Annotated in this window: 24 protein-coding genes and 1 pseudogene; 14 read left to right on the top strand and 11 right to left on the bottom strand. The window is 67.2% G+C overall.

Translation table 11 applies throughout. The features are described from left to right. The first annotated feature begins 31 nt into the window (after positions 1–31). The 6 genes from LG334_RS06210 to tcyN all read left to right on the top strand — a co-directional run bounded on the left by LG334_RS06210 (position 32) and on the right by tcyN (position 5,730). Positions 32–649 carry a c-type cytochrome gene (locus tag LG334_RS06210; protein WP_404384340.1) on the top strand — a complete coding sequence of 206 codons (618 nt, stop codon included), beginning with the start codon at positions 32–34 and terminating at the stop codon, positions 647–649. Beyond that, positions 649–1,824 (top strand): c-type cytochrome, encoded by a 1,176-nt coding sequence (locus LG334_RS06205; protein ID WP_404384338.1) that lies wholly within the window; start codon positions 649–651, stop codon positions 1,822–1,824. The genes LG334_RS06210 and LG334_RS06205 overlap by 1 nt, the downstream gene beginning before the upstream one ends. A 31-nt stretch (positions 1,825–1,855) precedes the next feature. Then, a complete protein-coding gene (locus LG334_RS06200) occupies positions 1,856–3,271 on the top strand; it encodes a multicopper oxidase family protein (RefSeq protein WP_404384336.1) in 1,416 nt (471 codons plus the stop codon). Positions 3,272–3,498: 227 nt separating this feature from the next. After that, positions 3,499–4,299, top strand: a complete 801-nt coding sequence (gene tcyJ / locus LG334_RS06195; RefSeq protein ID WP_404384334.1) for a cystine ABC transporter substrate-binding protein — start codon at positions 3,499–3,501, stop codon at positions 4,297–4,299. A gap of 4 nt (positions 4,300–4,303) precedes the next feature. Next, a complete protein-coding gene (tcyL, locus tag LG334_RS06190) occupies positions 4,304–4,981 on the top strand; it encodes a cystine ABC transporter permease (RefSeq protein WP_404384332.1) in 678 nt (225 codons plus the stop codon). Positions 4,982–4,983: 2 nt separating this feature from the next. Continuing rightward, a complete protein-coding gene (tcyN, locus tag LG334_RS06185; RefSeq protein WP_404386313.1) occupies positions 4,984–5,730 on the top strand; it encodes an L-cystine ABC transporter ATP-binding protein TcyN in 747 nt (248 codons plus the stop codon). A 66-nt stretch (positions 5,731–5,796) separates the two neighbouring features. Here tcyN and LG334_RS06180 read toward each other — a convergent pair whose 3' ends face one another. Genes LG334_RS06180 through LG334_RS06170 form a run of 3 tightly spaced genes read right to left on the bottom strand, consistent with a single transcriptional unit; the run spans position 5,797 to position 8,116 of the window. Then, positions 5,797–7,146: an ATP-binding protein gene (locus LG334_RS06180; protein WP_404384330.1), complete on the bottom strand. Its 1,350-nt coding sequence runs from the start codon at positions 7,144–7,146 to the stop codon at positions 5,797–5,799. Then, positions 7,143–7,802: a response regulator transcription factor gene (locus LG334_RS06175; RefSeq protein WP_404384328.1), complete on the bottom strand. Its 660-nt coding sequence runs from the start codon at positions 7,800–7,802 to the stop codon at positions 7,143–7,145. The genes LG334_RS06180 and LG334_RS06175 overlap by 4 nt, the downstream gene beginning before the upstream one ends. Further along, positions 7,799–8,116, bottom strand: a complete 318-nt coding sequence (locus LG334_RS06170; protein ID WP_404384326.1) for a PepSY domain-containing protein — start codon at positions 8,114–8,116, stop codon at positions 7,799–7,801. Before LG334_RS06170 ends, LG334_RS06175 begins: the two co-directional genes overlap by 4 nt. A gap of 119 nt (positions 8,117–8,235) precedes the next feature. Between LG334_RS06170 and LG334_RS06165 the strand changes: the two genes are divergently transcribed. The 4 genes from LG334_RS06165 to LG334_RS06150 are packed head-to-tail and all read left to right on the top strand — an operon-like array spanning position 8,236 to position 9,929. Further along, positions 8,236–8,517: a hypothetical protein gene (locus LG334_RS06165; RefSeq protein WP_404384324.1), complete on the top strand. Its 282-nt coding sequence runs from the start codon at positions 8,236–8,238 to the stop codon at positions 8,515–8,517. Continuing rightward, positions 8,510–9,025, top strand: coding sequence for a cytochrome b/b6 domain-containing protein (locus LG334_RS06160; protein ID WP_404384322.1), 516 nt, complete (start codon positions 8,510–8,512; stop codon positions 9,023–9,025). The genes LG334_RS06165 and LG334_RS06160 overlap by 8 nt, the downstream gene beginning before the upstream one ends. Next, positions 9,025–9,453 (top strand): DUF1924 domain-containing protein, encoded by a 429-nt coding sequence (locus tag LG334_RS06155; RefSeq protein ID WP_404384320.1) that lies wholly within the window; start codon positions 9,025–9,027, stop codon positions 9,451–9,453. The genes LG334_RS06160 and LG334_RS06155 overlap by 1 nt, the downstream gene beginning before the upstream one ends. A 2-nt stretch (positions 9,454–9,455) precedes the next feature. After that, a complete protein-coding gene (locus tag LG334_RS06150; protein WP_404384318.1) occupies positions 9,456–9,929 on the top strand; it encodes a cytochrome C in 474 nt (157 codons plus the stop codon). A gap of 394 nt (positions 9,930–10,323) precedes the next feature. On the opposite strand, the gene LG334_RS06145 is transcribed toward LG334_RS06150, so the two are convergent. From LG334_RS06145 to LG334_RS06130, 4 genes are read right to left on the bottom strand one after another with little or no spacing between them, the layout of a single operon-like run. Continuing rightward, positions 10,324–11,025, bottom strand: coding sequence for an SCO family protein (locus tag LG334_RS06145; RefSeq protein ID WP_404384316.1), 702 nt, complete (start codon positions 11,023–11,025; stop codon positions 10,324–10,326). A 14-nt stretch (positions 11,026–11,039) separates the two neighbouring features. Continuing rightward, a complete protein-coding gene (locus LG334_RS06140; protein WP_404384314.1) occupies positions 11,040–11,501 on the bottom strand; it encodes a c-type cytochrome in 462 nt (153 codons plus the stop codon). Then, on the bottom strand, positions 11,498–11,947 hold the full coding sequence (locus LG334_RS06135) for a DUF411 domain-containing protein (RefSeq protein ID WP_404384312.1): 450 nt from the start codon (positions 11,945–11,947) through the stop codon (positions 11,498–11,500). Before LG334_RS06135 ends, LG334_RS06140 begins: the two co-directional genes overlap by 4 nt. A 15-nt stretch (positions 11,948–11,962) precedes the next feature. Further along, entirely contained in the window at positions 11,963–13,393 is a 1,431-nt protein-coding gene (locus tag LG334_RS06130; RefSeq protein ID WP_404384310.1) for a multicopper oxidase family protein, read from the bottom strand. Between the two features lie 1,100 nt (positions 13,394–14,493). On the opposite strand from LG334_RS06130, the gene LG334_RS06125 reads away from it, so the two are divergent. After that, entirely contained in the window at positions 14,494–14,943 is a 450-nt protein-coding gene (locus LG334_RS06125; protein WP_404384308.1) for a DUF6538 domain-containing protein, read from the top strand. Between the two features lie 36 nt (positions 14,944–14,979). On the opposite strand, the pseudogene LG334_RS06120 reads toward LG334_RS06125, so the two are convergent. The 4 genes and pseudogenes from LG334_RS06120 to LG334_RS06105 form a co-directional block, all read right to left on the bottom strand. Beyond that, positions 14,980–15,351, bottom strand: a pseudogene (locus LG334_RS06120) (integrase core domain-containing protein); the annotation flags it as partial. 212 nt (positions 15,352–15,563) lie between these two features. After that, positions 15,564–15,902, bottom strand: coding sequence for a hypothetical protein (locus tag LG334_RS06115; protein WP_404384306.1), 339 nt, complete (start codon positions 15,900–15,902; stop codon positions 15,564–15,566). Between the two features lie 74 nt (positions 15,903–15,976). Continuing rightward, positions 15,977–16,816, bottom strand: coding sequence for an anti-sigma factor family protein (locus LG334_RS06110; RefSeq protein WP_404384304.1), 840 nt, complete (start codon positions 16,814–16,816; stop codon positions 15,977–15,979). A gap of 1 nt (position 16,817) precedes the next feature. After that, entirely contained in the window at positions 16,818–17,327 is a 510-nt protein-coding gene (locus tag LG334_RS06105; RefSeq protein WP_404384302.1) for a sigma-70 family RNA polymerase sigma factor, read from the bottom strand. Positions 17,328–17,530: 203 nt separating this feature from the next. On the opposite strand from LG334_RS06105, the gene LG334_RS06100 reads away from it, so the two are divergent. The 3 genes from LG334_RS06100 to LG334_RS06090 all read left to right on the top strand — a co-directional run bounded on the left by LG334_RS06100 (position 17,531) and on the right by LG334_RS06090 (position 18,601). Next, positions 17,531–17,914, top strand: coding sequence for a DUF4168 domain-containing protein (locus LG334_RS06100; protein ID WP_404384300.1), 384 nt, complete (start codon positions 17,531–17,533; stop codon positions 17,912–17,914). Between the two features lie 77 nt (positions 17,915–17,991). Beyond that, the gene (locus tag LG334_RS06095; RefSeq protein ID WP_404384298.1) at positions 17,992–18,213 is read left to right on the top strand and encodes a hypothetical protein; all 222 of its coding nucleotides are present in this window, start codon (positions 17,992–17,994) and stop codon (positions 18,211–18,213) included. A 262-nt stretch (positions 18,214–18,475) separates the two neighbouring features. Then, entirely contained in the window at positions 18,476–18,601 is a 126-nt protein-coding gene (locus LG334_RS06090) for a hypothetical protein (protein WP_404384296.1), read from the top strand. Positions 18,602–18,666 lie beyond the last annotated feature (65 nt).

The raw sequence follows: 18,666 nt of genomic DNA, 5'->3' as shown, positions 1-18,666 counted from the left end.
TCTGATCGTCCACACCACGAGGATTTCGACAATGATCCGTACTGTTACCGTTGCCGCGGCCGCCAGCGCCGTGGCCGCCGGCCTTTGGCTGACCGCCGCGCCCGATGCCGCCGCCCACGGCGGCGCCACCGGAATCGTCAAGGAGCGCATGGACCTCATGAAGGCCATGGGCGACAGCATGAAGACCCTGACCGCCATGATGCAGGGCAAGGCCCCCTACGACGCCGACACCGTCCGCCGCGAGGCGCAAGCCATCGCCGAGCGTGGCGGCGACGATCTCGTGACGTTGTTCCCCGAAGGCACGGCACACGACCCGTCCGAGGCTCTGCCCGCCATTTGGAACAAGCCGGATCGTTTCAAGGCGCTTGCGGAAGACCTGACCACCTACGCCGAAGCCCTGGCGAAGGCCGCCGACAACGGCACGGGCAGTGGCATGGGCGCACCCTCGACCGACATGAACGCCATGATGGGCGGCGCGTCGACGCAGGAGATGATGGGCGCTGGCTCCGGCGGCATGGGCGCCATGATGGGCGGTGGCTCCGGCCCCTCGCCCGAGGCTCTGGCCGACATGCCCCCGCAGGCCGCCTTCATGCAGCTCAGCAACACCTGCGGCGCCTGCCACGACAGCTACAGAATGAAGAAGGACTGATGCGCCTGCGCAAGCCACTGCTTGCCGGCCTCGCCGTTGTCGCGGCGGGGCTGGCGCTCGTGGGCGGGCTCGGCATCCTGAAAGGGGCGGTGCCGACCGCCGAACCTGCTACCTTTCCCGCGGGCGACGCTAAGCGCGGGGCCTACCTCGCGCGCATGTCCGGCTGCATCGGCTGCCATACGGATTCCGAGGCCGGCGGCGCGCCGCTCGCCGGTGGTGCCCCCATCGAAACCCGCTTCGGCAGCTTCGTCCCGCCCAATGTCACCCAGCACCCCGAAGCCGGCATCGGCGACTGGACGGTGGCGGACTTCGCCCGCGCCGTCCGTCAGGGCGTTTCGCCGGAGGGAGATCCTTACTACCCCGCCTTCCCCTACGCCATGTACACCCACATGAGCGATCAGGACGTGGCCGACCTTTGGGCGGCCTTCCAGACGGTCGCTCCGGCAGACGGTGGGCGCAAGGGCAACGACCTCTCGTTCCCCTTTTCTATTCGCGAGGGCCTGCACGTCTGGCGAGCGCTGCACTTCGAGCCGGCGCGGTTCGAGCCCGACCCGGAGCGGTCCGAGGCCTGGGATCGGGGTGCCTACATCGTCACCGGCCCTGGACACTGCGGCGCCTGCCACACGCCGCGCGGTTTGCTCGGCGGCCGGGACGGGGATCGCTTCCTCGCGGGCGGCAGCGACGGCCCCGGCGGTGCCAAAGTCCCCGCGATCACGCCGGAGGCGCTGAAGGAGGCCGGCTGGACGCGCGACGGCCTAGTCACGGCGCTGCGCACCGGCCTGACACCGGAGGGCGATTCCCTCGGCAGCGGCATGGGCGAGGTCGTCCGCGACGGCACGGCCTGGCTGAACGACGCGGACCTGGAGGCCATCGCCACCTACCTTCTGGAACCCCGGAACCCCGGAACCCCGACGGAGGATGATGCGATGTGGAACGGAAACGGAATGCATGACTGGGGATGGCATGGCTTCTTCGCTTGGCCCATGTTGCTCTTCCTGCTTGTCATCGTGCTGGCCGGCTACGGGCTCTACAGCCTGGGCCGAACCGCCGGCGAGCGCCGGCGCCCCCGCCCAGTGGACGAGTTGACGGAGCGCTACCTGCGCGGGGAGATCGACGACGAGACCTTCCGCCAGCGCCTGCGCGCGCTGCGGGATGCCGAAGGCAGCGGCCGGTAAGGCCGCAGCGAAGAACAGGACACAAGAGACGATGACAACAATCAGCCGACGCGGCTTCCTCGCCGCCTCCGCCGCCTTTTCCGCCGGCCTTGTCACCGCTCCGACGCTGACCCGCGCAGCGGCCGCGGACGGCTTCCGCACCCTGCGCGCCGAGCCCGTCTCCGCTCCATTGCTCGGTCCCGACCGGCCGACGGCCGGCCTGTGGGGCTTCGACGGCCGCGCCCCCGGCCCGGTCCTGCGGCACCGCGTGGGGGAGACGCTGCGGGTGCGGCTCGACAACCGCCTGCCCATGCCGACCGCGCTCCACTGGCACGGCCTGCGCCTGCCCAACGCCATGGATGGCGTGCCCGGCCTGACGCAGGAGGCCGTGCCCAAGGGCGAGACCTTCGACTACGCCTTCGACCTCAAGGACGCCGGCACCTTTTGGTATCACAGCCACCAGCGGGCCTGGGAGCAGGTGGCGCGCGGCGTCTATGGCGTTCTAATCGTCGATGAGGCCGAGCCGCCGCAGGTCGACCAGGACCTTCTGCTGGTCGTCGACGACTGGCTGCTCGACCGCGACGGCCGGTTCGTTGAAGAAACCCTGGGCGCGCTGCATGACTGGGGCCACGGCGGCCGCATGGGGAACGTGGTGACGGTCAACGGCCGCGTCCGCCCGGACATCTCCGTGAGGCGTGGCGAGCGCCTGCGGCTGCGGCTGCTCAACCCGTCAAACGCGCTAATCCTGGCCCTGACCTTCGGCAGCCTGCGCCCGACCGTCGTCGCCCTGGACGGCCGCCCCTGCCGGCCGCACCCGGTGTCGGAGAACGGGCTGCTGCTGGGCTCCGGCCAGCGCGCCGACCTGATGATGGACGTGGACGCCGAGCCGGGCGCGCGCATCGCCATCGCCGACCAGGCGTATGACGATCCGGCGCCGGTGGCTCACATCGCGGTTGCCGACGATGTGCTGCGCGAGACACCACTCGACGCACCGCTCGCCCTGCCGGGGTTCGAGGCGGCGCCAGTGCTAGACCTGGAGACGGCGGTGACGGCCGACCTGCTCATGCAGGGTGGGGCCATGGGAACCATGGACGAAGCGGTCTACAACGGCCAACGCATGGGCTGGCGGGATCTCGTGCGGGTCAACCGCGTCTGGGCCTTCAACGGTGTCGCCGGAGACCTGGACACGCCGCTTCTGGAGGTGCCGCGCGGCCGCACCGCCACGGTAGCGATCCGCAACGACACCCGCTGGCCGCACGCCATGCACCTGCACGGCCACCACTTCCGCATCGTCGAGCGCAACGGCCGGCCGGTTCCGGACGCCCCCTGGCGCGACGGCGAAATGATGGGCAGCGGCGAAACTATGCGCATCGCCTTCGTGGCCGAGGAACCGGGGAAGTGGCTGCTCCACTGCCACATGCTGGAGCACTCGGCCGGCGGCATGATGACGTGGCTGCGGGTGACGTGAACACGACTGGCTGACCCGAATTGCGGGCGTCAGCGCCGCATCGGCAGCGCCGGCTGCCGACACGCGAGACGGCGCGTGCGGGCCCCGGAAAAACTTTTTTACATTAAATAAATGTTAATCACGATTATTTGACAGTCACTCCGTGTTACATTATCTGCTTGAGCCTCGAGACAAGGGCGTGCCGGCTTGGCTGCCGCCGCCATCATGATCAACACCAGGAGACGGACATGCATTTCCCCCGCCTGCGCGGCCTTCTCTCAGCCGTTGTTCTCGCCGGCATGGGCTTCGGCGCCGCCACCCCCGCCGCCGCCCAGGACGAGACCTTGCTTGACCAGATCAAGGAGCGCGGCACCATCCGCATCGGCGTGGAAGGCACCTATCCGCCGTTCAACTACACCGACGAACAGGGCAACCTCGTCGGCTTCGAGATCGATTTCGCCAAGGCGGTCGCCGAGGAGATGGGCGTGGAGGCCGAGTTCGTGCCGACCAAGTGGGACGGCATGCTGGCCGGCCTGGACTCCGAACGCTTCGACGCGATCATGAATCAGGTGACCATCACGCCGGAACGGCAGGAGAAGTACGACTTCACCCAGCCCTACACGGTCTCGGGCATTCAGATCATCACGACCGAGGACAAGGCCGACGAGCTGACCTCGCCGGAAGCCCTGGAAGGCCAGGCGGTCGGCGTCGGGCTCGGCAGCAACTACGAGGACTGGCTGCGCGAGAACGCGCCGGGCGCCGACGTCCGCACCTATGACGACAACGTCGCCTCCCTCCAGGACCTGCGGGTTGGCCGCATCGACGCGCTGCTCAACGACCGCCTGATGGCCGGCTACCTGCTGCGCCGCTCCGACGGGGCCGTGGTCGCGGCCGGAGAGCCGTTCTCCAAGCAGCGCATGGGCGTCGCCATCCGCAAGGACAATCCCGAGCTTCTGGCCGCCCTCGACCAAGCCATCGACGACCTGCGCCAGAGCGGCGAGCTGGCCGAGATCTCCAAGGAGTGGTTCGGCTCCGACGTGACCCAGTAAGACCATGGACGGCGCCCTCGCCTCATTGGCCCAGGCGGCTCCCTTCCTGCTGAAGGGGGCCGCCTATACCGTTGTGCTCAGCATCGGCGGCATGGCCTGCGGGCTGGTGCTCGGGTTCCTTCTGGCGCTGATGCGCCTGTCGCCGTTGAAGCTGCTGCGCTGGCCGGCGCGCGTGTACGTTTCGTTCATCCGCGGCACGCCGCTGCTGGTGCAGCTTTTCATCATCTACTACGGGCTGCCGCAGGCCGGCATCCGGCTCGACCCCATCCCCTCGGCGCTGATCGGCTTTTCGCTGAACATGGCGGCGTACACGTCGGAAATCCTGCGCGGAGCCATTGCCTCCATCGACCGGGGCCAGTGGGAGGCCAGCTACAGCATCGGCATGACGCCGGCGCAGACCATGCGGCGGACCATCCTGCCGCAGGCCGCCCGCGTCGCCCTGCCGGCGCTGGGCAACAGCTTCGTCAGCCTGGTCAAGGACACCTCGCTGGCCGCCACCATCCAGGTGCCGGAACTGTTCCGCCAGGCCCAGCTCATCACCGCCCGCACCTACGAGGTCTTCACCATGTACTTGGCCGCCGCCGCCCTCTACTGGGTGCTGTCGACGGCGCTGTCATGGGGGCAGCACCGCATGGAAGCGCGCGCCACGCGCCACGCGCCACGTAAGGGTCTGACGCCATGAGCATGATCGAGGCAACCGGCCTGACCAAGCGGTTCGGCGAAACCGTCGTACTGGACGGCGTCGACCTGACCGTGGACAAGGGCGAGGTGGTGGCCGTCATCGGCCCCAGCGGATCGGGCAAGACGACGCTCCTGCGCCTGCTCAACTGCCTGGAGGCGCCGGACGGCGGGACCATCCGCGTCGGTGCCATCACCGTCGAGGGCGACCGGCCGTTGTCGCGGCAGAAGACGGCCGTGCGCGCGTTGCGCCAGCACGTCGGCTTCGTGTTCCAGACCTTCAACCTGTTCCCCCACCGCACGGCCCTCGGCAATGTCACGGAAGGACCGGTGGTGGTGAAGGGCCTCTCCCGCGCGGCAGCGGAGGACAGGGGGCGGGACGTTCTCGCCCGCGTGGGGCTTGCGGAGAAGGCCGATGCCTACCCCGGCAGCCTGTCGGGCGGCCAGCAGCAGCGTGTCGCCATCGCCCGGGCCCTGGCCATGGAGCCTGATGTGCTGCTGTTCGACGAGCCGACGAGCGCGCTCGACCCGGAACTGGTGGGGGAAGTCCTGGCGGTCATCCGGGGCCTCGCGGCCGAGCACCGCACCATGGTCATCGTCACCCACGAGATGGCCTTCGCCCGCGATGTCGCCGACCGGGTGATCTTCATGGAGGGCGGCCGGATCGTCGAGCAGGGACCGGCCAAACCCTTCTTCGACGATCCGCAGGAGCAGAGGACGCAACGGTTCCTGGCCCGGCTGCGGGCGGGATGATGACCTCGCGCCCACCACGGCGAACCAGTGAGCAGCGGGACGGGCGGCTGCACGCCGCCGGGGTCGTCACCGTGCCGGCAGCCTCAGGACCGCGTGGCCGCCACGACCGGAGAGACCCTCGTTGAACGCGACAGAGCCGCCATAAAGCTCCGCCAGATCGCGCGCAATCGAGAGGCCCAACCCGGTGCCGGGCACCGCCTCGTCAAGCCTGACCCCTCGCCGGAACGCCACCTCGCGCAGTTCGGGCGGCAGGCCGGGGCCGTCGTCGTCAATGGTGATTACAAGGGCATCCCCCTCCGGGCGCGCCGCAACCCGGATGCGATTGCGGCCCCACTTGCCGGCGTTGTCGATAAGGGCGCCGGCCATCTCCTGAAGGTCCTGCGCATCGCCCTTGAAGACCAGGCCCGCCGGCACGTCCATCTCGACCGTCTTGCCGTACAGGCGCCCGATGGTGCGGCAAAGCGGCTCCAGCGTTGCCGCCACCGGGGCCCGCACCCCCGGCAGGTCGCGCGAAGCCGCGGCCCGGGCGCGGGCAAGATTGGCCTCAACCTGGCGCCGCATGGCTTCCACCTGCTCCGTCAGTACCGCTGCCGGTTCGTCCTGGCCCGCTGCCGCCAGCTCCTGCGCTTCGGCGCGGATCACCGCCAGCGGCGTCTTCAGGCCGTGCGCCAGATCCCCCGCCTGGCGGCGGGCGCGGTGCATCGTGGTGCGGGCGTGGTCGAGCAGGATGTTGAGATCGTCAACCAGCGGGGCCACCTCGGCCGGAAAGGACCCCTCCAGCCGCTCCGCCTCACCACGGCGCACCGTCAGAACGCGGTCCCGCAGGCGCCGCATGGGCCGGAGCACGACCACGCCCTGAACTGCCGCCGCAAGCATCAGCGCAACGGCCAGCACGGCAAAGGCGCCCGACAGGTCGCGCGTGAAGCGGCCGACCGCCGCCTCGACCTCAGACAGGTCCTGGGCCACGGCCACCCGCAGCGGTGCGTCCCGCCCCGGCAGGCGAACCAGGCGTTCGGCGCTAAGCAAGGCGGCGTCGCGGGGGCCCGGTATGGCGTGCACGTGCACCTGGCCGTCGCGAACGGTATCGGCGGGCAGGGGCAGCGTGGCGTCCCACAGCGAACGGGACCGCGCCACCGGCGCTCCCACCGGCCCGACCTGCCAGTAAAGGCCCGACAACGGCTGGCGGAAGCGCGGGTCGCTGAGCGGCGGAAAGACCGTCACGGTGCCGTCGGGCTCAACCGTCAGCGCGGCGATCAGCTGGTCCATGTCGGTCACCAGCCGGTCCCTCGCCTGGGCTTCGACGTGGTCTCGAAACAGGTCCACCAGAACCCAGCCGCTCGCGGCGAGCGCCACACCGATCCAGCAGACCGCACCGGCCAGCATGCGCAACCGCAAGGAGGGCGCGGAACGGGTCATGCCTCCGGCACCCGATAGCCGAGGCCGCGCACCGTTTCGATCACCCCGGCACCCAGCTTGCGTCGAAGACGGCCGACGAAGACCTCGATGGTGTTGCTGTCGCGGTCGAAGTCCTGGGCGTAGACGTGTTCCGTCAGTTCGGTGCGGCTGACCACCTTGCCCTTGTGCAGCATGAGGTAGGCGAGCACCCTGTATTCATGGGCCGTCAGCGACACCGGTTCGCCGGCGCGGGTAACGGTGGCGGCGCGGGTGTCGAGCGTCACATCCCCGACCCGCACCTCCGGCTCCGCCTGGCCGGCGGCACGACGGATCAGGGCGCGCAGGCGGGCCAGCAGTTCCTCGGTGTTGAAGGGCTTGGTGAGATAGTCGTCGGCCCCGGCATCAAGACCCGCCACCTTCTCGCTCCAGCCGTCGCGGGCGGTCAGCACAAGAACGGGCATGCTGCGCCCGGCCGCACGCCATTGCCGCAGCACGGTCACGCCGTCCAGCCTGGGCAGGCCCAGGTCGAGGACGACCGCGTCGTAATCCTCGGTCTCCCCCAGCAGATGGCCGCGCTCGCCGTCGTGGGCCGTATCCACCGCATAACCGGCAGCCTGAAGGGTCCGTTCCAGTTGGAGCGTGAGGCGCGGTTCGTCCTCCACGACCAGCACCTTCATTCGTCATCGCCCTCCGTTTTCAGCAGCGTACCGCTATGGGCGTCGAAATAATGCTCCATGACGCGCCCCTGCGGGGTGAGCACCTTCAGCTCGTAGACCAGCCGGCCGTGTTCGCGCTCCAGCTCCACCTCGATGAGCCGGCCAGTGGCCTCGATGCCGCTGCGCTCCAGCAGCGCGGCGAGCGGCAGGGCATCGCCGGCCTTCAGCGCACGGCGCGCCCGCTCGTGATCCTCGTGATCGTCATCGTCCGCCAGCACCGGCAGGACCGGTAGCAGCAGCAAGGCAGCGATGAGGAAGAGATGTCGTCTTCGCATGATCTCACCATAGCCCAGGCCGATGAACGCCGGCTGAACGGCCGCGCGGCCTTCAGGCGCGGTTCAGGAAAGCCCTGCTACACCAATGGGCATGACGTCAGTTGAGCAGGAGGCATCCCATGATCGTCAAGACAATCATTCAGGGACTGGCGGCCGCGGCGGCAATTGCTGTCGCCGGTCTGGCCTGGGCCGAAGTGGCGGCGCCGCCTGCTCCGCCCGCGAAAGTCGCGACCGGCACAGGCTATCTGACGGCACCGGATCGCCCCGACGACCGGCCGACGAACCGCGTGGCCGGCGGCGGCGACACCGGATACCTGCCGACGGTCCTCGGCCGTCGGGACCGTGATGACGACGACGACCGGGACCAGCGCCACGAGCGCGGGGAGGACCACGATGACTGACGCGCCCCTTCGTCGCCGCCGCCTTGCCATGCCGGCCATGAAGGCGTGGCATGCCGTGATCGCCGGCGGCTTTCTGGTCGCCTACCTCACCGGTGACAGCGACGACCTCTACATCATGCACCAGGTGGCCGGCTATGCGGTCCTCGGGGCGGTGGCGCTGCGCCTGGCGGTGGCGGCCGTCGCCCGCAAGCCGCCCTGGCGGATGCCGCGCGTGTCACTGGCGGCGGCGCGCGAGTGGCTGACGACCCGGCGCGGGCGCAACCCGCTGTTCGCCTGGCTCGCCGTTGCCCTGCTCGGCACGGTCGGCGCCGCCGCTGCCAGCGGCATGGCATCCCACTGGCTGCCGTGGGTTGAAGACCTGCACGAGGCCCTTTCGACGGCGTCCCTCTGGGTGGTGCTCGGCCACGTTGCCTTCATCCTGCTGATGTTCGGCGGCAGGCGCCGGGTGGCGGCCCTGTGGCGGCGCCTTGCCGAAGGCCATTCCACCCGGCTGAAGGAGAGTTCGTAATGCCCCGTTTCGCGATGACCGCCGCCACGCTTCTGGCCATCCTGGCCGGCGGACCCGCCTTGGCCGGAGACGCCGCCGACCGCGCCGCCATCCTGGCGGGCTATGCCGAGCGCGCGGCCGCCGATGATCCCGCCTTCACCGGTTTTTCCGCAGCACGCGGCGAGGAGCTTTTCCGCACCCGCTGGGCCGGCGGCGACGCCCGCACGCCGTCGTGCACGGCCTGCCATACCAATGACCCGCGCGCCCAGGGCCGCAACGCCAAGACCGGGCGGCCCATCGAGCCGGTGGCCGTTTCGGTCGAGCCGGACCGCTTCACCGACATCGACGAGGTGGAAAAACAGTTTCGCCGCGACTGCGATGCCGTACTCGGCCGGCCCTGCACCCCGCGGGAAAAAGGTGACTACATAGCCTTTATGCAGGAGCAGTGACCATGCGTGCTCTCCTTCTCGCCCTGCCGCTTGCGGTCGCACTGGGCAGCGGCCCGGTGCAGGCCGATGACGACGAGTGGATTCCGCCGGTGACCCATACGCTGACGAAGGAAGAGTGCGGCGACTGCCACATGGCCTTCCAGCCCGGCTTCCTGCCGGCTCGCTCGTGGAACCGGATGATGGACACGCTCTCCGACCACTTCGGCGACGATGCTTCCATCCCGGCCGACAAGGCGGAGGCCATCCGAGCCTACCTCACCGCCAGCGCCGGCGATGTCGACCGGCGCGGCGCGGCGCGCGACTACATGCGATGGGTCGCACCCGGCGGAGCGCCTCAGCGCATAACCGGGAACCCGGCGTTTGCCCGCGAGCACGACTTCCGGCCGAGTGTATGGCAGCGCCCCGACGTGGTGACGAAATCCAACTGCCTCGCCTGCCATAAGGGTGCGGACCGTGGATACTACGAAGATGACTGAGCGGCGGTGAGGACATGGCGGGAGAGAGGAATTCGGACTCCATCTAAAAGGATACCCCTGCTGCGGCGGTCGATAGCCGTCTGACCGCGCGCGACGAGCCTCCCGGCACCACCGCGCCAGGAGGCAGTGGTACGCGGCCGGCCCTGCTCACTCTGCCGCCAGTCGGTCAATGGCGTACTGTTTAAGCAGCGGGTCGGAGATGGCGAGGCCGGCCGGCCATGCCCCCTGGTCGTATAGACGCCCGTCGCCTTAGTCCCGCAGTGCCGGGTCATGACGGCGGGCAGCGTCACGCGCTGAGGGATGTAGCCGGTCAGGTCGTACATCACCCCGCCGATCGCCATCCGGCAATTGGCCGCGGTGTCGTGCCGCGCGTCCTCGGCCGGGATCCGGCAGGTCACCTTGCAGTGAAGTGACCGATCAGCCGGTCCCACAACCCGCCTTCTTTATGAAGGTGCGGCGCTTTCGCATTGGTAAGTGCATTGACTAAGCTGACCAGACTGACCGGGTCGAAGTCGAGGCCGTGAAAGTTCCCGACGTGACGGCCGTCTTGATCAATGACGTGGGTGACGAGACCGTGAATCTGACTGCCGTCGCCCGCCGGGTCGAACCGGTGGCCGAAGGCGGCGGCAAGGTCGCGCGTATCGACTGGCCGGGCTTGGCCGCTGGTCAGGAAGACCCAGTTCTCGTCGTCCAGACCGTGAAGTGCTCCATAGGATCTCATTACCTCTGGTGTGTCCTTCACCGGATCGGTGGTGATCGACACGAACTGGACCATATCGCGCATCGGCGTCCCGTTGATCATCTCCTGCAACTCGGCGATCCGCTGCGAGTGCATCGGACAGATATCCGTGCAACTGGCGTAGACGAAGTTGAGGACGACGATCTGGCCGACGAAATCCGAAAGCGAAACCACATCTCCGCCGGCATCCTCCAAGCCGAACTTCGGGGCAGCCCTGTCCATCAGCTGGAAGTAGACCTCCTCTTCACTCAGTTGCCGCGCCACGTGGCCGGCGTCGTGAGCGGTGGCCGGCACGGTTCCGGCGGTCAGCATGCCCGTCATGATGGCGCCGACAGCGATTTTTCGAAGGGCCATCATGGTGCTCCTCCCGTTCATTGTGCCGATCGGCCTGCCTGCCGAGCCTGGATCTCGTCCGGCCATGTGCTCTTAATGTAGGCAATGACCGCGAGGATCTCCTCCCGGGTCAGGACGTCGCCGAACCCCGGCATGTCGCTCTGGTAGCCCTCTGGCGCATAAGGCTCCAGGCCGTCACGGACAATGCCGACAAGTTGTTCGTCTGGATGGTGCCAAGTATGGCCGGTGTCGTCGTGTGGAGGCGCCGGCAGGCGCCCGTCCTCGTCGCGTGTCCGCCAGTCCGGCTGCCCCTCGAGGTTCACGCCATGGCAGGAGGCGCAGTAGTCGGCATAGACCTTCTGCCCAAGGCTGACCAAACGGGGATCGGACGCGTCCGGCCTTGCAGGCTGCACCGTCATCACGGCGAGACCTACGGCGGCTGTGATGGAGAGCGCAAGCGCGCTCCCCACCACGACCCATTTCAAACGCGGCTTCATCATTCGGTCGCATACAGCCTGCTGTCGCCACCTCCGAAGGTGAAGACCTCCAGTGGCGCCTGCTTCGGCCCGGACATGCCCGGCGACCCGAGCGGCATACCGGGAAGCGAGATGCCGGCGACGTCCGGCTCCTCGTCCAACAGCCGCTTGATGGTCTCCGCCGTCACGTGCCCCTCGACGACATAGTCGTCGACGAGGATCGTGTGACATCCAGCCAGATCCACCGGAACCTCGTGCTCCTGTTTGATCAAGGGAAGGTCGTGGGTCTCCACGACCTCGACGCTGAACCCGTTCTCTTCCAGGTATTCGGCATGGTCTTCGCAGCAGCCGCACTGGGGATTTTTGTAGAGGACCGCCTCGATGGCCTCGGCAGATGAGACGGAGGGATAGAAGAGCGCGCCGGCGGCGATGAGGGCGGCGGCCGCGCTAACAGAAGCGATCTTGCGCATTGTCATGTCCTTTGGTCAGGCGACGCGGATGACGCTCATCATCCCAGAGGCTTGGTGCTCAAGGATGTGGCAGTGGAACATCCAATCGCCGGGATTGTCAGCGACGAAGGCGATCTCGACCCGCTCGTCGGGATCAAGAAGGACGGTGTCCTGCCATTCGCGATGCTGCGTCCGGGTGCCGTTCCGGGAGAGGACCCGGAAGGTGTGGCCGTGCAGATGCATGGGATGGTGCCAGCGCGTCTGATTGACGACCGACACGACGCAGGTCTGGCCGCGCTTCACGGCGAAAACCGGATCAAGCGCATGGCCCGAGGCAGCGACGCCGTTGATGGCCCAGGCCATACCTTGGCGCATCATCGTGCGCATGTCCGTCATCTCGCCATGCATCATGGCCCCCTGCATCATGCCCATCATGCCGCCGCCGAGGACCACCTCGTGCCGCACGGCAGATGACAGGTCAGGCTCCGCAACCGGATTGTCCGGCAGCCGCAGACCGGCATCCAGGGGGCTGCTCCGAAGCGGCGCGTCCCCCGAGTAGGAGAGGAGAACCAACTCATAGGCGAGCTTGGGATAGAAGTCGTCCACGACGCGGAAGGTGCGCCCCGGGTCGTTGCCCATGTCGATTGCGAGGTCGATGCGCTGGGCCGGCGCGATCACGACCCTTCCGCTGTTCGGGCGATGCGGCTCGACGGGGTGGCCGTCGATTGCGATGATCTGCGGATCGTGACCCTCGAAGTTCAGGCCGAAGATCCGCGCGTTCGCGCCGTTGATAAGGCGCAGACGGATACGCTCTCCGCTTCGGACCCTGAAGTCGCCTGGCAGGCGGCCGTTGATCGTCGGCGTGTTCCCGACACGACCGCCGTGACTGAGGTCCATGAAGTTGCCGAAGTCGTCGCTGATCGACGCATCCGCCTTCAGGCGCCAGTCCCCGAGCAGCCACGTGATGTCGCGGTCCACCTGGATCGGTTCGTGCTCTTCCACGATCAGCGGACCCGCAAGGCCACGCCCGACCTGCTCCATGCTGTGGTGGTGCGGGTGATACCAGAATGTCCCGGCGTCCTGGACGTCGAACTCGTAGTGGAACGTCTCGCCAGGGCCGATGGGCTTTTGGGTCAGGTGCGGCACCCCGTCCATGGCGTTCGGCGTTCGGATACCGTGCCAGTGGACGGTCGTCTCCTGGTCCAGACGGTTGCTCACTGCCAGCCGAAGGCGCTCGCCCTGCTTGACCCGGATCTCCGGGCCCGGCACGGAGCCGTTGTAGGCGAAGACGGATGTCTCGGGCTGCCCAGGAACAAGCTGGGCACGCGCCGCAGCCGGTTTCAGGGAAATGATGTCGCGCTCCAAAGCCGCGAATACAGGCTTTGGCGCAACGGCGACGGCGGCGAACCCAGCGCTGGCGCGCAGGAGTCCGCGGCGGCTCATGGGCCGCGCAAACAGATTGTGCATTCTACTCTCGCTCGACGGATGTACTTGATTGCGCAGGCGCCCAAGCGGCGCCCGCCGGAATCACGCGGCGAGAGTGGCTCTTGGAGGATAGGGCTCAGGCGGCAGACAAAGGCCGCGCCAGACGTGTCCGGCGGCGGTGTGGAAGGTCGCCGGGTAGGGGGCGAAGTGGCTGCCGATGGTGCTGGTTTGGACCCTTGCGGCGCACATGGCATGACAGGATGTCATGTCCATGGGCGCGGGCATCGTGTCGCAGGCGGAGCAGGACTCGGACATCGCCGCGCCATCGCCAGCGCCGACGCCATACGCAAAATAAGGCTGCCCGATAAGCATCAGGACACCGACGATAACCGCCACGGCTATGCACACTTCACGACGCATAAACCTAATATAATCCCGACTGATGGCGTGAGCAAGGGCCGCAGGGCTTCATGATCCTGCTACAGCCGATTGCCGGTCAAACCACCGATACCAGCCGCACTATCCTAAACATTGAGCGAGGGCGCAGGGCGCCGTCTAAGCGATGGGCTGGCGCCGCTTCTCGATCACCTTCAGCAAGACCGTTTCCTTTCCCAAGGATACCGGCCAATGCTCCGCAAAGCCGCTGGCGATATCGAGGACCTTTTGAAGCATGCTCCGTCGGCAAGACAACTTCGACACACTCTTTCAGGTACAGCCTCGCCGAAAGTCTGAGTTCGCCGCTTGGTGTCAGGCCCCATAAAAATGCCTTCACGTTGGGGTGGTTTAGGAGCTGAAGCTGATCCGCCTACCGCAGCGATTGCCACGACACGATCACGGCTCCGAGTCCGATTTAGATAGGCATGCAACGGCTGCGCCGCAGTCGTGTCGGCGCACCGCTCATCCCCCTTGAGCGTAGCCCCTGCCTGTGACACAGTATCGCAAACTCATGTGGATCGCCGACGGGTGATCAACGGTTTGCGGGACGCCATCGGCGTCTGCTGGGGGTCCTGGTCCCCCAGCCAAACCCGCGCGGAAATCCTCGAAAAGCGGTCGCCCCAGGCGGCCGCTTTCGTCGTTTGTACCACAGGGGTGCCCCACATCCCTGAGAATCCGACGGCGAGACGGCCCAGAAGGAGGCCGTCATGCCCGAGCACGTGTTCCGCCGCGGCGCCGTCTACCACTGGCGCAGACGCATCCCCTCCCGGCTGCGCGAGGCGGGCGATCCCGCGGAAATCCAGCTTTCCCTGCACACCCGGTGTCTTCGGATCGCCCGGGCGCGAGCGGCCCGCGTGGCCGCCGTCTTCGCCCATGTCGCCTATGCCGAGGAGGATTCTCAGCCGCTGAGAATCCCGGCCGACCCGGCGGACCGGATCGCCGCCCTTCTTCCCGCCGCCGAAGCGGCAGCCGGCCCGGAGCACCCGTCGCTCGCCCGCAGGCTCGTCCGGCTTCTGCGGGCCGCCGTCGCCGGGGCCGTCGATCTGGTGCAGAGGCTCGTCGCGCCGCCGGCCGCCGAACCGCCGCGACCGCAAGAGGCTCCGGTGGCGCCAGCGCAGGTCGACACCCTGCGGCCGGACGTCTCCCTTCCCGACTGAACCGCCCCGACTTTTCCGGAGGCCGATATCGGTTAGCTACGCTGCCATGGCTGGTTTCTCCGGGGCGGCGTAGAAGTTTGCCTCGGCTTCTGCCGGAGGGATGTTCCCGATGGGCTCAAGCAGCCGTCGGTTGTTGAACCATTCCACCCATTCAAGGGTAGCGTATTCCACAGCCTCGGCGCTGCGCCATGGCCCACGCCGATGGATCACCTCGGCCTTGGACAGGCCGTTGATCGTTTCGGCCAGCGCATTGTCATAGCTGTCGCCCACGCTGCCGACGGAAGGCTCAATGCCAGCTTCGCCCAGCCTCTCGGTGTATCTGATCGAGAGATACTGGCTGCCGCGATCGGAGTGGTGGATGAGCCCCTGGCCTTTGGCCGGCCGCCGGTCATGGACAGCCTGTTCCACACCAGCCCGCTTGCCACTGTCAATCCCAGGCTTCTTGATCCACTCGTTCAACGTCTGCGCCGCGCAGCCAATCTTCGCCGAAATCGATACGATTGCCTGCCAGCGCGACCCCGTGCTGGCCTTCATTGCTGTCACATTGTCGTTCGGGTGCTGCAGGCGGCGGGACTACACGCCCCCTCTGACGATCCATGCACATTCATCCCGGCGGCAACTCACGGGCTGAGGGAACTGACCTGCCGGGCAATGACGGCACCATCATCGTCTTCCAGCAGAACGGACAGGAGTCTCACGTCTCCATCACCCTGGACGGCGACCTTGCAGGTGTAGGCTTCGATTTCGCCGTCGTTATCGAACACGCGGCCGGTTTCCTTCACCCGGCCGACTTCGATAGAACCACCCAGCGCGTCTTTCGCCAGATCTTCGATTGCTTCGGCGCCCCGGTTGCTATGGCAATCGGGGATCGACGTGGGAAGAGACGTCCCGAAATAGACGACGAAGGCGCCGACCAGAACGGCGGACACGGCAACACGGCCGAGAATTCCTAAAGACATAGCAAATGTCCTTGTTTTTTCACGAGTTTCTCGAAGGGTGCCCGTTTTCCAGGGCGCATGCCTCTTCGATACACCTACCCATCGGTGATGGGCCCCGGCAGGCCCTGCTCGACGGCCGGTTGCGGCGGCGGCGACGCTGGATCACTCGTCGTCACCTGGGGCCGGGCAGCCGATGGACCGGAACCGTTGTCGGTGACGGTGAAGCGTCCCATGCCCAATTTCCGGATATTGCGCCGTGCGATCTCGGCAAGGTTCCGGGCCTCGGCCGGATCCTCCGAGGTCAGCAGGCCATAGGCGTACGGCCCGTCCTCCCAGACCGCCATCGAGGAGCCGTCCCGTTCGACAACGGGAATCGGCGGCATCGTCTCAGGCCCCCGCCGCTGCCGGAAAACCCTCACGACCCGGCCGACGTCGTTCTGAAACGTGAACTGTTCCAGGCGGGCGCCGTTCCGGCTGATCGGCTTCGTGTCGATCAGGGCGTAGCCGGCATCGGCCAGAAGCGGCGCTTCGTCCGCGCCTTCGATGGCAGAGGCGGTGACCGGCTGAAGTTCGCTCAGGAAGGTTCCGTCCGTGAACGCGCTGAGATGCGGATGAACGCTTTCCGAGTCTGTCGCTGCCAGCCAGCCGACGCCACCGGACGCCAGCATGAGCGCGATCGTCGCCGCATGACGCCATGCCCTGGGAGCCGTCCTGGACCGGCGCGCCGAGGAGGTATCCACCGGCATGTCGTCGGACGGCAGCGGGAAGGCCGCGCGAATCGCTTCGTCCTGCGACCGGAAGGCCGCGACACGCGCCACCAGTTCGGGATCGTTCGCCATTTCCCGCTCAACGAGGCGCCGCCGGGCGGGATCACGGTCAAGGCGGCCATCGGCATAGGCCAGGATGTCCAGATCGGTGATCGGCTCGTTCGTCATTCTACTTGACCCGTTTCAGTTTGGCTTGTGCCGGAACCAGGCACTTCCTCAGGCTCTCCCGCGCCCGCCAGATGCGCGACCGCAAGGTTCCGATCGGGATGCCGAGCGCTGCCGCCGCGTCGTCATAGGACATATCCTCCAGTGCGACGAGCAGCAGGGCCGCGCGCTGATCATCCGGCAGCGTGTCGAGGGCCTCGACGACGCTCCTGCACGTCAGCAGTTGGTCCTGCCGGGCCGGCGTTCCCTGCGCTTCGGACAGGGCCGGATCCGGCATCGAGACTTCTCTCTTCCGCGTCCGTTTTCGCTCGACGTAGAGCGTGTACTGGATGCGGAACAGCCAGGACCGCAGGCTTCCGCGGCGTTTCCACAGGGCCCGCTTCCGCAGCGCGCGTTCAAGACACGCCTGCGTCAGGTCATCACCGTCATCACGATTGCCCGTCAGCGCGTGCCCGTAGCGGCGCAGATGCGGGGTCTCGCGCGCGATCTGCCATTCCAGGTCAGGTTTATCCAATGTCCTCTCGCGTGGCCGGTTGATGAACGAAAAGACAGACGGGATGAGAGGACGAAAAGTTCCGCTGAAAAATCTTGCCGGACCGTGCGGAACTTTTCCCGGCCGGTGCCCATCGGTTGGGGTGAAGCCGCCGGACTTGGGGTGCACCTCCTGCCTGTGGCTCTGCGGCACGCCGTACCATTAAACACTTACGGAGTAACCATATGAAATTCGCCTCGACCCGCTTCGCCCTGCCGATCGTCGCGATGGCGCTGGTGGCGTCTCCCGCCGTCGCCCAGACCGCCGGCTCCGGCGCTGGTGGCGAAACCGGAATGCCCGGCGCGGCGCAGCAGCAGTTCAGCGACAAGAAGCTCGAGAACTTTGCCGAAGCCGTCATCGACGTCAACAAGGTCACCGAGGACTTCTCGGCGCAGCTCGACCAGGGCGGCGACGGCGATGCCCTGCGGCAGGAAGCCCAGAAGGAGATGATCCAGGCGATCCGGGACACCGGGCTTTCCCTCGATGAGTACAACACCATCGCGACGGCGGCTCAGAACAATCCGCAGATCGCGCAGACCATCGAGCAGCACCTGCGGGAGAAGCAATAATCTTCGCCCGCAATCTCGTCTTCAGGGATCCAGCCTCGGCCTCGAAACCGAACCTTTCATCCTGGAGGAGAACGAAAATGGCTTTCCGGAATACCTCGCTGAAGCGGCTCGCGGCTCCCTTCGCGCTGGCCCTGTCGCTCCCTCTTCTGGCGGCGTGCGATCAGCCGGAGGATGCCAACGCGCCGCCGGCGGGCGGCGTGGAGCAGCCGGGCGCGGTACCGGGAGACACGACCGGCCAGAACCAGGCCATCCCCGGCACTGGCAGCGCATCCGACGAGCCTGGGACCGCATCCCAATGACGGCGGGGCCTCTCGGTCCCTCTCACCCCGCCGTCCAAGCCGGCGCCCTGACGCCGGCACCCCCGAAGCCTCCCTGACCTCCGGGGCGCGGACTTTGCTCCGCGCCCCTCTTTTTAACGCGCGCCCTTCCGACCAAAACTCTCATTCGGCAGGAAGCTCGAACACGCCCCATTGGAGATGGGACCGGGGCAAGCAGATCAGAGAACGCCGCAAGCCCAAGAGCGTTTACTCCCGCAGTGCAATAATATGTAGGAGAAGTGGCATGATGCACATGGACGGCTACGCGATGGGATGGGGAATGACGTTCGGCATGGGCATCATCTGGATTCTGATCATCCTGGTCCTGGTGCTGGCTATCGCCGCCTTGATCAAGTATCTCCGCAGTTAGAAAACGGCCCCAACGCTTGCTCACCCTCTGAAACGGATCGGCTTCAGGGAGAGGTCGCGGCGCTT

Source organism: Caenispirillum salinarum (assembly GCF_044803115.1).
Classification (GTDB): Bacteria; Pseudomonadota; Alphaproteobacteria; order Rhodospirillales; family Rhodospirillaceae; genus Caenispirillum; species Caenispirillum salinarum_A.
The sequence above is the reverse complement of the archived record's forward strand: the minus strand, read 5'-3'. Positions and strand labels throughout refer to the sequence as shown.

Bases quoted from the DNA above. Each gene is read 5' to 3' on its own strand.
- LG334_RS06205 (WP_404384338.1), top strand. From the start codon at position 649: ATGCGCCTGCGCAAGCCACTGCTTGCCGGCCTCGCCGTTGTCGCGGCG.
- LG334_RS06140 (WP_404384314.1), bottom strand. From the start codon at position 11,501: ATGATGAAGCCGCGTTTGAAATGGGTCGTGGTGGGGAGCGCGCTTGCG.
- LG334_RS06155 (WP_404384320.1), top strand. From the start codon at position 9,025: ATGCCCCGTTTCGCGATGACCGCCGCCACGCTTCTGGCCATCCTGGCC.
- LG334_RS06115 (WP_404384306.1), bottom strand. From the start codon at position 15,902: ATGTCTTTAGGAATTCTCGGCCGTGTTGCCGTGTCCGCCGTTCTGGTC.
- LG334_RS06100 (WP_404384300.1), top strand. From the start codon at position 17,531: ATGAAATTCGCCTCGACCCGCTTCGCCCTGCCGATCGTCGCGATGGCG.
- LG334_RS06110 (WP_404384304.1), bottom strand. From the start codon at position 16,816: ATGACGAACGAGCCGATCACCGATCTGGACATCCTGGCCTATGCCGAT.
- LG334_RS06180 (WP_404384330.1), bottom strand. From the start codon at position 7,146: ATGACCCGTTCCGCGCCCTCCTTGCGGTTGCGCATGCTGGCCGGTGCG.
- tcyJ (WP_404384334.1), top strand. From the start codon at position 3,499: ATGCATTTCCCCCGCCTGCGCGGCCTTCTCTCAGCCGTTGTTCTCGCC.
- tcyL (WP_404384332.1), top strand. From the start codon at position 4,304: ATGGACGGCGCCCTCGCCTCATTGGCCCAGGCGGCTCCCTTCCTGCTG.
- LG334_RS06135 (WP_404384312.1), bottom strand. From the start codon at position 11,947: ATGCGCAAGATCGCTTCTGTTAGCGCGGCCGCCGCCCTCATCGCCGCC.
- LG334_RS06095 (WP_404384298.1), top strand. From the start codon at position 17,992: ATGGCTTTCCGGAATACCTCGCTGAAGCGGCTCGCGGCTCCCTTCGCG.
- LG334_RS06125 (WP_404384308.1), top strand. From the start codon at position 14,494: ATGCCCGAGCACGTGTTCCGCCGCGGCGCCGTCTACCACTGGCGCAGA.
- LG334_RS06130 (WP_404384310.1), bottom strand. From the start codon at position 13,393: ATGCACAATCTGTTTGCGCGGCCCATGAGCCGCCGCGGACTCCTGCGC.
- LG334_RS06175 (WP_404384328.1), bottom strand. From the start codon at position 7,802: ATGAAGGTGCTGGTCGTGGAGGACGAACCGCGCCTCACGCTCCAACTG.
- LG334_RS06165 (WP_404384324.1), top strand. From the start codon at position 8,236: ATGATCGTCAAGACAATCATTCAGGGACTGGCGGCCGCGGCGGCAATT.
- LG334_RS06210 (WP_404384340.1), top strand. From the start codon at position 32: ATGATCCGTACTGTTACCGTTGCCGCGGCCGCCAGCGCCGTGGCCGCC.
- LG334_RS06145 (WP_404384316.1), bottom strand. From the start codon at position 11,025: ATGATGGCCCTTCGAAAAATCGCTGTCGGCGCCATCATGACGGGCATG.
- LG334_RS06090 (WP_404384296.1), top strand. From the start codon at position 18,476: ATGATGCACATGGACGGCTACGCGATGGGATGGGGAATGACGTTCGGC.
- LG334_RS06200 (WP_404384336.1), top strand. From the start codon at position 1,856: ATGACAACAATCAGCCGACGCGGCTTCCTCGCCGCCTCCGCCGCCTTT.
- tcyN (WP_404386313.1), top strand. From the start codon at position 4,984: ATGATCGAGGCAACCGGCCTGACCAAGCGGTTCGGCGAAACCGTCGTA.
- LG334_RS06160 (WP_404384322.1), top strand. From the start codon at position 8,510: ATGACTGACGCGCCCCTTCGTCGCCGCCGCCTTGCCATGCCGGCCATG.
- LG334_RS06170 (WP_404384326.1), bottom strand. From the start codon at position 8,116: ATGCGAAGACGACATCTCTTCCTCATCGCTGCCTTGCTGCTGCTACCG.
- LG334_RS06150 (WP_404384318.1), top strand. From the start codon at position 9,456: ATGCGTGCTCTCCTTCTCGCCCTGCCGCTTGCGGTCGCACTGGGCAGC.